Below are 11,637 nucleotides of genomic sequence, written 5' to 3' on the forward strand. Positions count from 1 at the left end.
AGTCGTGACCACTCACGTGAAGCGGGCGTATCGGTACCGCTTCTATCCGGCCGAGGCGCAGGCAGCGGAACTGTCGCGCACGTTCGGATGCGTGCGGAAGGTCTACAACATGGCGCTCGCGGCCCGTACCGAGGCGTGGACGTTGCGTCAGGAGCGGGTCAACTACAACGCGACGTCGGCGATGCTGACGGTGTGGAAGAAGAGCGAGGAGCTGGCCTTCCTCAACGATGTGTCCTCGGTTCCGCTGCAGCAGGCCCTGCGGCACCTCCAGGCGGCGTTCACCGCGTTCTTCGCCAAGCGGTCGAAGTACCCGCGGTTCAAGTCGCGCAAGAAGTCGCGCAAGTCCGCCGAGTACACCTCCAGCGCGTTCCGGTTCCGGGAGGGGGAGCTGACGCTGGCGAAGATGGCCCAGCCGCTGGACATCGTCTGGTCGCGTCCCCTGCCGGAAGGCGCCCTCCCCTCCACGGTGACCGTCTCCCAGGACGCGGCCGGGCGCTGGTTCGTCTCCCTCCTCGTCGAGGACCCCGCTGTCCAGCCGCTGCCCGCCGGCGGCTCGGCGGTGGGTATCGACGCCGGGCTCGACCACCTGCTCACCCTGTCCACGGGTGAGAAGATCACCAACCCCAGGCATGAGCGGCGCGACCGCGCCCGCCTCGCCCGCGCCCAGCGCGACCTCGCCCGCAAGGCGAGGGGCGACGGCGCCAACCGGGCCAAGGCGCGCCGCAAGGTCGCCAAGGTCTACGCCCGTATCGCCGACCGTCGCCGTGACCATCTGCACAAGCTGACCACTCGACTCGTGCGTGAGAACCAAACGCTCGTGATCGAGGATCTCACCGTCCGGAACATGCTCAGCAACGGCAAGCTGTCCCGGGCGATCTCCGACGCGGCATGGTCGCAGTTCCGGAGCATGCTGGAGTACAAGGCCGCCTGGTACGGCCGCGAAGTGATCGCGGTCGACCGCTGGTACCCCTCCTCCAAGCTGTGCTCCGTATGCGGCACCCTGCAAAAGAGGATGCCGCTGGGCGTCCGCATCTGGACGTGCGCCTGTGGTGCGACCCACGACCGGGACGTGAACGCGGCGAAGAACCTTCTGGCCGCCGGGCTGGCGGTGTCGGCCTGTGGAGCCGGTGTAAGACCTCAATGGGAGTCCTCCCGGACGGGGCAGTCGGTGACGAAGCAGGAATCCCCACGGCGCGAGCCGTAGGAATCCCCCTCGCTCACGAGGGGGAGGAAGTCAAACGGGGTCAAACCTCTCCGACGCCCTCCGGGCGTCAGCGTAGACATCGATCTTGAAGTCGAGGACTTCGAGCGTGCTCCGGAGCTCGGCGATCCGCTCCCGCACGTTCTCGCGGTGCGTGGTCAGCAGCTCCTCGCGCTCGGCGAAGGTGTGCTCGCCCTCCCGCACCAGCTCGGCGTAGCGGACCATGTCCGCGACCGGCATCCCGGTCAGCCGCAGCTTGCCGACGAGGTCGAGCCAGTCCAGGTCGCGGTTGGTGAAGCGGCGCTGGCCGGTGTGCGTACGGTCCACATGCGGCATCAGGCCGATCCGCTCGTACCAGCGAAGGGTGTGCGCCGTCAGCCCGGTGTGGGCGACGACCTCACTGATCGAGTATCGGTCCTGTCCGGTGGGCCGGGGGTGGCCGACCCTCCCCGCACAGTTCTTCCGCGCCTTCACCGGGGCGCTCTCCATCACGGTCATGCCGATTCACCTCTCGCAGGTCGCGGATCCGCACACCTCGTCGACGTCTTCAACGCTATTGACTTCGAGTGCACTCCAAGCAAGCGGAGATTTGGGGGAACCTTGGCGCCCGCGGCGAGCTGTTCCCCTCCCCGCCCCTTCCCGAAACTGGGGCTCCGCCCCAGACCCCGGCCGGGCGCGCCGGATGCGCACGGCCATCCACCCGGCCACCCGCCGCGCCCGCGCACCGACCGCGATCAGCACGCCGGTGCGGGCGTCCCCGCCCTTACCTCCCGGCCCGCCGACGCCCTGGCGCGGCGCCGCCGGCGCCCCGGCCGGCGAGCCGGGGTCCAGGGACGGAGCCCCTGGTACGGGAAGGGGCGGGGAGGGGAAAGAGCCCCCGCCGGGCACCCCGTAGGCTCTTGGGCATGGAGAGCCTGCGGATGATCGAGAACTGGCCGGTTCCGACGGCGGCGGCCGCCGTCGTGCGCGCGGACGGCACCCTGGCGGGATCGTACGGCCCGACCGGCCATCGGTTCCCCCTCGCCTCGGTCACCAAGCCGCTCGCCGCCTACGCCGCGCTGGTCGCCGTCGAGGAGGGCGCGGTGGAGCTGGACGAGCCGGCGGGGCCCGAGGGCTCCACGGTGCGCCATCTGCTGGCGCACACCTCCGGGCTCGCCTTCGACGAGCACCGCTCGGTCGCCGCGCCCGGTGACCGCCGGCTCTACTCCAACGCCGGGTTCGAGGTGCTGGGCGACCACATCGCCAAGGCCACGGACATCCCGTTCCCGGAGTATCTGCGCCAGGCGGTGCTGCAGCCGCTCGGCATGGTCGCCACCGACCTGCCCGGCTCGCCCGCCAAGGACGGCGTCTCGACCGTGGACGACCTGGTGCGCTTCGCGGCGGAGCTGCAGGCCCCGCGGCTGCTGGCGGCCGAGACGCTGGCCGGGGCCACCTCCGTGGTGCACCCGGGTCTCACGGGTGTGCTGCCCGGCTACGGACATCAGCGGCCCAATGACTGGGGGCTCGGCTTCGAGATACGCGACGGCAAGTCACCGCACTGGACCGGCGCCTCCTCCTCGCCCCGCACCTTCGGACATTTCGGCCAGTCCGGGACGTTCCTGTGGGTGGACCCGGACGCGGGCGCCGCCTGTGTGGCCCTGACCGACCGGGCCTTCGGCCGGTGGGCGATCGAGGTCTGGCCCATGTTCACCGACGCGGTCCTGGCCGAGCTGGGCTAGAGATATCCGGTCCGCCGAACACCCCGTAGCCCTCACCCCCTCAGCCGTAGCCCGGCTCCGCGTGCATCTCCCAGATCAGCAGCTCGGCGGGGCCCTCGGCGCGCACCTCAAGACCCTCCGCGGCGGAGATCCGCGCCGCGTCGCCGGGCGTGAGGGTCTCCCCGCCGATCCGGGCCGCGCCGCGCACCGCGTGCGCGTACACCCAGGGCACGTCCGGCAGGGCGGTGCGCTCACCGTCCACCAGCCGCCGCACATGCAGCACCGCCTCGGTGCGCTCCAGTGCGTACGGGGTGCCGTCGGCGATGCCGCGCACCACCTCGTACGCCGGGTCCGTGGCGGCTCCGGGGCCCGGCATCAGCCACATCTGGACGAAGGTGAGGGGTTCGGTACCCGCGTTGCGCTCGGTGTGACGCACTCCGCTTCCGGCGCTGAGCCGCTGGACGTCGCCGGGGCGCACGACGGTCCGCGCGCCGGTGGAGTCCTCGTGGGTGAGCTCGCCCTCGACGACCCAGGTGACGATCTCCATATCGCGGTGGGGGTGTTCGGCGAAGCCCGCGCCGGGGGCGAGCCGCTCCTCGTTGCAGGCCACGAGCGTGCCGAACCGCACGTTGCCGGGGTCGTAGTACCCAGAGAAGGAAAAGGCGTGGCGCGTCTCGATGCCCGCGCCCTCCCCGCCCGGATACCGTGCACCGGACCGCTGTATCCACATCACCCGGTCCACGGTAGTGCGCCCCTGACCGTCCGCCCCCGCCCCGTCCCTACCCCCGCGTACACCTCCCGCCCCCAGCGCTCACCATCCGATAAGGCAGTCTTGTCCTCGTGCCTGAACCAGCCTCGAACACCCCGCATCCACACAGTGCCACCCTGCGCCGCCTGGAGAAGTCCTCCGGGAAGCTCGCCGCCAACGCCATCGCGCGCATGGACGAGCAGCTGCCGTGGTACCGGGCGATGCCGCCCGAGAACCGCTCCTGGATCGGGCTGGTGGCGCAGGCGGGCATCGCGGCCTTCACCGAATGGTTTCGCCACCCCGAGGCACCCCAGGCGATCAGCACCGATGTGTTCGGCACCGCCCCGCGCGAGCTGACCCGGGCGATCACCCTGCGGCAGACCGTGGAGATGGTCCGCACGACCATCGAGGTCATGGAGTCGGCGATCGACGACGTGGCGGCCCCGGGCGACGAGTCGGTGCTGCGCGAGGCGCTGCTGGTGTACGCGCGGGAGATCGCCTTCGCCACCGCCCAGGTGTACGCGCAGGCCGCCGAGGCGCGCGGCGCGTGGGACGCCCGGCTGGAGTCGCTGGTGGTCAACGCGGTGCTGTCCGGCGAGGCGGACGAGGGGGCGCTGTCCCGCGCCGCCGCCCTGGGCTGGAACTCACCCGAACATGTGTGTGTGGTGCTGGGCACCGCCCCCGACGGGGACAGCGAGCTGACCGTCGAGGCGATCCGGCGGGCCGCCCGGCACGCCAAGCTGCAGGTGCTCACCGGGGTGCTTGGCGACCGTCTGGTGGTGGTCGCGGGCGGCTCGGACAATCCGCTCCAGGCGGCGAAGGCGCTGATCGGGCCGTATGCCCCGGGGCCGGTGGTGGCCGGTCCCGTGGTCTCCGACCTGCTGGCCGCGACCCGCTCGGCGGGGGCGGCGGCGGCCGGGCTGAAGGCGTGCACCGCCTGGCCGGACGCGCCCCGGCCGGTGCTCGCCGACGATCTGCTGCCCGAGCGCGCGATGGCCGGGGATCCGGCTGCCCGTGAGCAGTTGGTGGAGGAGATCTACAGACCGCTGGAGGAAGCCGGTTCGGCGCTGCTCGAGACACTGAGTGTGTACCTCGAACAGGCGAGCAGTCTGGAGGGGGCGGCCCGGATGCTCTTCGTTCACCCGAACACCGTCCGCTACCGGCTACGACGTGTGACGGACGTCACCGGATGGTCACCTTCCGACGTCAGGTCGGCGTTTACTCTGCGCATAGCCCTGATCCTGGGACGTCTCGCCGACGCGAACATATTGCCCTGACCGTTTGTTGGACCCCCACAATTCCCCTGACGGTTCTTCGTCCTTGTCCTCACGGGCGATTCGACCCGTCCGCAAGAGAGAGTGTGAGAGTGCTCGTACTCGTCGCTCCCGGCCAGGGTGCTCAAAAGCCCGGCTTCCTGACCCCCTGGCTCGACCTACCCGGCGTCACCGAACGTCTGACCTGGTGGTCGGCCGTCTCCGGTCTGGACCTCATCCACTACGGCACCAAGGCCGACGAGGAGGAGATCCGCGACACCGCGGTGGCCCAGCCGCTGCTGGTGGCCGCCGGTCTGGTCGCCGCCCACGCGCTGTTCGGCGAGGGCGCCGAGGGCGCGACCGGTCTCGCGGAGCTGCCGAACCGTATCGGCGCGGTAGCGGGCCACAGCGTCGGCGAGATCACCGCCGCCGTGGCCTCCGGTGTACTCACCGACGAGGCGGCCATGGTGCTGGTCCGCCGCCGCGGACTCGCCATGGCGGAGGCCGCGAGCCGCACCGAGACCGGAATGGCCGCCATACTGGGTGGTGAGCAGGACGATGTCGTCGCCCACCTCGACAAGCACGGACTGACCCCGGCGAACGTCAACGGCGCCGGGCAGATCGTGGCCGCGGGCACCGCCGAGCAGCTGGCGGCGCTGGCCGAGGACAAGCCCGAGGGGGTGCGCCGCGTCGTACCGCTCAAGGTGGCCGGCGCGTTCCACACCGACCACATGGCCCCGGCGGTCGCCGCCCTCGAGGCCCTGGTCGCGGGTCTCCCGGTGGCCGATCCGCGCACCCGATACGTCTCCAACCGGGACGGCGGGGTCGTGGCGACCGGGGCCGGGGTGATCGAGCGGCTGGTCGCCCAGGTGTCCAACCCGGTGCGCTGGGATCTGTGCATGGAGACCTTCCAGGAGCTGGGCGTCACCGGGCTCATCGAGGTGGCCCCGGGCGGCACGCTCACCGGCATCGCCAAGCGCGCGCTGCCGGGCGTCACCAATGTGGCGCTGAAGACTCCGGACGATCTCGACACGGCGCGTGCGCTGATCGAGGAGCACGCCGTTTCCGTCGACACACCGGCCGAAGAGGAGCTCCGAGAAGCATGACCGCGAAGATCAAGCCCAGTAAGGGCGCCCCGTACGCGCGCATTCTCGGCGTCGGTGGCTACCGTCCGACCCGGGTGGTGCCCAACGAGGAGATCCTCAAGCACATCGACTCCTCCGACGAGTGGATCCGCTCCCGTTCGGGCATCGCCACCAGGCACTGGGCCGGTCCGGACGAGACGGTCGCCACCATGTCCGTGGAGGCCGGAGGCAAGGCCATCGCCGACGCCGGTCTGACGCCGGAGCAGATTGGCGCCGTGGTCGTCTCCACGGTCTCGCATCTGAAGCAGACCCCGGCGGTCGCCACCGAGATCGCGCATCTGCTGGGCACCGGCAAGCCGGCCGCGTTCGACATCTCGGCGGGCTGTGCGGGCTTCGGCTACGCGCTGACCCTCGCCAAGGGCATGATCACCGATGGCACCGCGGAGCATGTGCTGGTCATCGGGGTCGAGCGGCTTTCGGACCTGACCGATCTGGAGGACCGGGCGACGGCCTTCCTGTTCGGCGACGGCGCCGGCGCCGTGGTGGTCGGCCCCTCCAGGGAGCCCGCGATCGGCCCGACCGTCTGGGGCTCGGAGGGCGACAAGTCCGACACCATCACCCAGACGCTGCCGTGGGACGTCTACCGCGAGCAGAACGCCGCCGATGTGCGCTTCCCGGCGCTGCGCCAGGAGGGCCAGGCCGTCTTCCGCTGGGCCGTCTACGAGATGGCGAAGGTCGCCCAGCAGGCCCTGGACGAGGCCGGGGTCAGCGCGGACGAGCTCGACGCGTTCATCCCCCACCAGGCCAACATGCGGATCATCGACTCGATGATCAAAACCCTCAAGCTGCCGGAGCACGTCACGGTCGCCCGTGATGTGGAGACCACCGGCAACACCTCGGCCGCCTCCATCCCGCTCGCCATGGAGCGGCTGTTGGCGACGGGGCAGGCGAAGAGCGGCGACACCGCGCTCGTCATCGGATTCGGAGCGGGTCTCGTCTACGCAGCGACGGTCGTTACCCTCCCTTAGGCTCCATAGTCCATATCCACGCAGCTCCGCAGAAGTCGGACGCTGCGCCACCACCGCAACACACCGAAGAAGGAGCGCCGCAATGGCCGCCACTCAGGAAGAGATCCTCGAGGGTCTCGCCGAGATCGTCAACGAGATCGCCGGTATCCCGACCGAGGACGTCCTGCTGGACAAGTCCTTCACCGACGACCTGGACGTCGACTCGCTGTCCATGGTCGAGGTGGTCGTCGCCGCCGAGGAGCGCTTCGACGTGAAGATCCCGGACGACGACGTCAAGAACCTCAAGACCGTCGGCGACGCCGTCGACTACATCCTCAAGCACCAGGGCTGAGCCCGTATCAAGACCGGTCGTCGCCGCCCGTGCGGTGGCAGGTCCAGCACCTTCTACACGTGGAGTAGGAATTCCTGTGAACTCGACCAATCGCACCGTGGTCGTCACCGGTGTTGGTGCCACGACGCCGCTGGGTGGCGACGCCCCGTCGACCTGGGAGGCCATGCTGGCCGGCCGGTCCGGCGTCCGCCTCCTGGAGGAGGAATGGGCGGCCGAGTTGCCGGTCCGTATCGCCGCGAAGATCGCGGTGGAGCCGGGCACGATCATTCCGCGTCCGCAGGCCCGCAAGCTCGACCGTTCCGCGCAGTTCGCGCTGGTCGCGGCTCGTGAGGCATGGGCGGACGCGGGCTTCACCGCCAAGGCGGGTGAGGACTCCTCGATCGACCCCGACCGGCTCGGCACGGTCATGGCGTCCGGTATCGGCGGGGTCACCACCCTGCTCGACCAGTACGACGTGCTGCGCGAGAAGGGCGTCCGCAAGGTCTCCCCGCACACCGTGCCGATGCTGATGCCCAACAGCCCGGCGGCGAACGTCAGCATCGACCTCAACGCCCGCGCGGGCGCGCACACCCCGGTGAGCGCGTGCGCCTCCGGCGCCGAGGCCATCGGCTACGCCATCGAGATGATCCGCACCGGCCGCGCCGATGTGGTCGTCGCGGGCGGCACCGAGGCGTCCATCCACCCGCTGCCCATGGTCGCCTTCGGCAACATGATGGCGATGTCCAAGAGCAACGACGACCCGCAGGGCGCCTCGCGCCCGTTCGACGTCGACCGCAACGGCTTCGTGATGGGCGAGGGTTCGGGCGCCATCGTCCTGGAGTCGGCGGAGCACGCCGCGGCGCGCGGCGCCCGGGTGTACGCGCGCGCCATCGGCCAGGGCATCTCGGCCGACGCCCACCACATCACCCAGCCGGAGCCGTCGGGCAACGGCATCGGGAACGCGCTGCAGAACCTGGTGGAGAACACCGGCATCAGCGGTACCGAGATCGCGCATGTCAACGCGCACGCGACCTCGACCCCGCAGGGCGACCTGGCGGAGATCAAGGCGCTGCGCAAGGTGTTCGGCGACGATGTGGACCACATGGCGGTCTCCGCCACCAAGTCCATGACGGGCCATCTGCTCGGCGGCGCGGGCGGTGTGGAGACGGTGGCCAGCGTGCTCGCGCTGTACCACCGGCTGGCCCCGCCGACGATCAACATCGGCTCGCTGGACCCGGAGGCGGACGCGGACGTCGTGACCGGCGAGGCGCGGGCGCTGCCGGCCAAGGGCCCGATCGTGGCGCTGAACGACTCGTTCGGCTTCGGCGGCCACAATGTGGTGCTGGCCTTCAGCACGGTCTGACCACATCGGTGGTCTGACGCTCTGATACGCGGGTGCGGCCCGCCTCCGGCTCCGGCCGGAAGCGGGCCGCTTCCGCGTCAGGGGGCTTCGCCGTCGAAGCTGGCGAAGTACGAGGCCACCATGTCCTCGTCGCCGTGGCCCGCCTCGATCGCGCGGCGGAACCGCTCCGCGCCCGCGGCCGCCAGGTCCAGCCGCACTCCGGCGCGCTCCCCCGCCTGCACGATCAGCCGGGCATCCTTCTCGGCGGTCTTGGTGGCGAAGCTGGGCTCGAGGTCGCCCCTGAGCACCTGGGCCGACTTGACCCGCATATAGCCGTTGTCCAGCGGGCCGCCCTCGACCGCGTCCAGGAAGCCCTGCCAGTCCACGCCGAGCCCCTTGGCGAGGGCGGCAGCCTCGGCGGTGGCGTGGGTGACGTTGAGGACCCAGCTGTTGAGCACCAGTTTGAGCCGGGTGGCGGCGGCGCCCTCCGCGCTGTCGCCGACCCACACCGTACGGCTGCCGATGGCGTCGAAGACCGGCCAGACGACCGGGCGGACGGGGTTGGGCCCGGCGGCCAGCACCAGCAGCTGTCCGTTCTCCGCGGGCTGCTTGGTGCCGAGCACGGGCGAGTCGATGAGGACGAGATCCTTCTCACGGGCGAACGCGGTGAGCGATTCCAGCGCCTCCAGCCCCGCCGTGGTGGCCTGGGCCCATGCGGTTCCGGGGCGCAGCGCGGGGGCGGCCTGCCGCATCGTCTCGAGCGCCACGGCGCCGTCGTAGAGGATGGTCAGGACGACATCGGCGCCGTCCACGGCCTCGGCCGGGGTGTCGGTGACGCGTACGCCGTCGTGGCTGAGCGGCTCGGCCTTGGATCGGGTGCGGTTCCACGCCCGGACCTCGAGCCCGGAGCGGGCGAGGTTACGGGCCATTCCGGAGCCCATGATGCCGGTGCCGAGGACCGCGACGGACGTTGCCGGGTGTTGTTCGGTCATCCCGCCACGCTAAAACCTGAAGCGGACTCCAAGCCAAAGGGATGGCGGCGCGTCAGGCGCTCAGACGACCTGGTGCAGCCAGCGGACCGGGGCGCCCTCACCCGCGTAGCGGAACGGCTCCAGCTCGTCGTCCCAGGGCTTGCCCAGCAGCTTGGCGATCTCCGCCTCGAGGTCGCTCTCGCCGCGGGCGGAGCGGGCGAGGGCAGCGCGCAGCCGGTCCTCGGGGATCAGGATGTCGCCGTGCATTCCGGTGACGGCGTGGAAGATGCCGAGCTCGGGGGTGGAGCTGTAGCGCTCGCCCTCGGCGGTGGCGCAGGGCTCGGCGGTCACCTCGAAGCGCAGCAGATGCCAGCCGCGGAGCGCGGAGGCCAGTTTGGAGGCCGTGCCGACCTCGCCCTGCCAGGAGAACTCGGCACGCCAGGTGCCGTTCGCCGCCGGCTGCTTGATCCAGTCGAGAGTCACACGCACGCCGAGGACGCCCGCGATGGCCCATTCGACGTGCGGGCACAGCGCGCGCGGAGCGGAGTGCACATACAGAACTCCACGGGTCGTCACCGGTGCCTCCTGTGCGGTTCGAGGTTCGCCTTCCCCAGCGGCCTCTCGCCCGTACCGGTCCCGCCCGGGACATCGGATCACATTCTGCCCTAGCGATCACTCCCACACCAGTCTCGACGTCACCTTCAGTGAAATTTATCGTGCAGAATTCTCTAGAAAGTGGACAGGATGTGACGGGGCGTAATGTGCTGGTACCGCATAGCGCGCCTTGTCACCGGGACGACGCTCATCTGGCGCAAGAAAAACGTACCGTGCGAGCCCGCCGGAGGAGTGACGTACCGTCGGTCCGGACAGATATCACCCAACAGCCGGAGGGGGAACAGCCATGCGGGTCAGCGCGACACGCCGGAAGCGATCGGCGGCCGCTTCCTCGACCACGCGTACGATCGTGCGCCCGTCCCCGCGCACCACCGGGCGCACCGCTGGACGGACGGGCATGGTGCTGTTCACCACCGCCGCCGTGCTGAGCTCAGCGGGCTGTTTCGGCAGCTCGGACGACCCCTCCCGGCACGGGCCGACCCGCGCGGGGAAGACGCCCGGCGCCAAGCGGTCCATCGTCTGGAACACCCGGCCGACGTCGATCGCCTCCGTGGGCGACTCCATCACCCGTGGCTTCGACGCCTGTTCGGTGCTCTCCGACTGCCCCGAGGTGTCGTGGTCCACCGGCACCGATGTGCAGAGCCTCGCCCAGCGGCTGCTGCCCTCCACCACCGCCGACGCGGGGACCCACGCCTGGAACTTCGCCAAGACCGGCGCGGTCGTGGCCGACCTCCCCGGCCAGATCGAGGCGGCCGCGGCCCGCAAGCCGAAGCTGATCACCGTGATGATCGGCGCCAATGACGCCTGCCGGGACTCGGTGGACGACATGACCTCCCCCGAGCAGTTCCGCACCACCTTCACCTCGGCGCTCACCCGGCTGCGCCGTGATCTGCCGAAGACGCAGGTGTATGTGGCCAGCGTGCCGGACCTGAAGCGGCTGTGGTCGGAAGGGCGGAAGAACGTCTTCGGGCGGCAGATCTGGAAGCTGGGCATCTGCCCGTCGATGCTGAAGGACTCCGAGGACCTGGACGCGGCCTCCAACGACCGCCGGCAGCGGGTGTCGGACCGGGTGACCGAGTACAACAAGGTGCTGAAGGACGTGTGCGGGCGGGATGTGCTGTGCCGGTACGACCCGGCGGTGCACAAATACCGGTTCACCACGTCCGAGCTGAGCAAGTGGGACTGGTTCCACCCCAGCAAGGCGGGCCAGGCGCAACTGGCCGACATGGCCTACCGCCGCATCACCGCTTCCGCGCCCTGACCCCCGGCCGCGGCCCGGCTCCCGGCCCGGGGGCCGGAAGCCGGGCGCGGGCCGCGGGGCACCCCTCCCTGTATGCGGCTCCGCCACACAGCAGAGGCTGTGCCCCTGGCCCCGGGGCCTGGGCAC

General features: G+C 70.7%; 12 protein-coding genes. 8 read left to right on the forward strand and 4 right to left on the reverse strand.

Annotation, left to right across the window (positions count from 1 at the left end; translation table 11 throughout):
• The first annotated feature begins 4 nt into the window (after positions 1-4).
• Positions 5-1,204: an RNA-guided endonuclease InsQ/TnpB family protein gene (locus J2Z30_RS29135; protein WP_078956911.1), complete on the forward strand. Its 1,200-nt coding sequence runs from the start codon at positions 5-7 to the stop codon at positions 1,202-1,204.
• Between the two features lie 30 nt (positions 1,205-1,234).
• Here the strand turns inward: J2Z30_RS29135 and J2Z30_RS29140 are convergent, their stop codons facing one another.
• The gene (locus J2Z30_RS29140; RefSeq protein ID WP_044575960.1) at positions 1,235-1,699 is read right to left on the reverse strand and encodes a MerR family transcriptional regulator; all 465 of its coding nucleotides are present in this window, start codon (positions 1,697-1,699) and stop codon (positions 1,235-1,237) included.
• A gap of 407 nt (positions 1,700-2,106) precedes the next feature.
• Here J2Z30_RS29140 and J2Z30_RS29145 point away from each other — a divergent pair, with 407 nt between their 5' ends.
• Complete coding sequence (locus J2Z30_RS29145; RefSeq protein WP_044575958.1) at positions 2,107-2,919, forward strand: serine hydrolase domain-containing protein; 813 nt, start codon at positions 2,107-2,109, stop codon at positions 2,917-2,919.
• A 40-nt stretch (positions 2,920-2,959) separates the two neighbouring features.
• Here the strand turns inward: J2Z30_RS29145 and J2Z30_RS29150 are convergent, their stop codons facing one another.
• The gene (locus tag J2Z30_RS29150; protein ID WP_044575957.1) at positions 2,960-3,628 is read right to left on the reverse strand and encodes a pirin family protein; all 669 of its coding nucleotides are present in this window, start codon (positions 3,626-3,628) and stop codon (positions 2,960-2,962) included.
• A gap of 110 nt (positions 3,629-3,738) precedes the next feature.
• On the opposite strand from J2Z30_RS29150, the gene J2Z30_RS29155 reads away from it, so the two are divergent.
• From J2Z30_RS29155 to J2Z30_RS29175, 5 genes are all read left to right on the forward strand, one after another.
• Positions 3,739-4,923, forward strand: coding sequence for a PucR family transcriptional regulator (locus J2Z30_RS29155; RefSeq protein ID WP_020871571.1), 1,185 nt, complete (start codon positions 3,739-3,741; stop codon positions 4,921-4,923).
• Between the two features lie 89 nt (positions 4,924-5,012).
• The gene (locus J2Z30_RS29160) at positions 5,013-6,005 is read left to right on the forward strand and encodes an ACP S-malonyltransferase (protein ID WP_044575955.1); all 993 of its coding nucleotides are present in this window, start codon (positions 5,013-5,015) and stop codon (positions 6,003-6,005) included.
• Positions 6,002-7,012 (forward strand): ketoacyl-ACP synthase III, encoded by a 1,011-nt coding sequence (locus tag J2Z30_RS29165; protein WP_044575953.1) that lies wholly within the window; start codon positions 6,002-6,004, stop codon positions 7,010-7,012. The genes J2Z30_RS29160 and J2Z30_RS29165 overlap by 4 nt, the downstream gene beginning before the upstream one ends.
• 82 nt (positions 7,013-7,094) lie before the next feature.
• Complete coding sequence (locus tag J2Z30_RS29170; protein WP_020871568.1) at positions 7,095-7,343, forward strand: acyl carrier protein; 249 nt, start codon at positions 7,095-7,097, stop codon at positions 7,341-7,343.
• Positions 7,344-7,419: 76 nt separating this feature from the next.
• Positions 7,420-8,685: a beta-ketoacyl-[acyl-carrier-protein] synthase family protein gene (locus J2Z30_RS29175; RefSeq protein ID WP_044575951.1), complete on the forward strand. Its 1,266-nt coding sequence runs from the start codon at positions 7,420-7,422 to the stop codon at positions 8,683-8,685.
• 77 nt (positions 8,686-8,762) lie between these two features.
• On the opposite strand, the gene J2Z30_RS29180 is transcribed toward J2Z30_RS29175, so the two are convergent.
• A complete protein-coding gene (locus J2Z30_RS29180) occupies positions 8,763-9,656 on the reverse strand; it encodes an NAD(P)-dependent oxidoreductase (RefSeq protein ID WP_044575950.1) in 894 nt (297 codons plus the stop codon).
• A 60-nt stretch (positions 9,657-9,716) separates the two neighbouring features.
• Positions 9,717-10,211 (reverse strand): DUF3145 domain-containing protein, encoded by a 495-nt coding sequence (locus tag J2Z30_RS29185; RefSeq protein ID WP_044575947.1) that lies wholly within the window; start codon positions 10,209-10,211, stop codon positions 9,717-9,719.
• 325 nt (positions 10,212-10,536) lie between these two features.
• On the opposite strand from J2Z30_RS29185, the gene J2Z30_RS29190 reads away from it, so the two are divergent.
• A complete protein-coding gene (locus tag J2Z30_RS29190) occupies positions 10,537-11,511 on the forward strand; it encodes an SGNH/GDSL hydrolase family protein (RefSeq protein ID WP_107073368.1) in 975 nt (324 codons plus the stop codon).
• Positions 11,512-11,637 lie beyond the last annotated feature (126 nt).

It is taken from the genome of Streptomyces iranensis, assembly GCF_017874715.1.
GTDB lineage: Bacteria > Actinomycetota > Actinomycetes > Streptomycetales > Streptomycetaceae > Streptomyces > Streptomyces iranensis.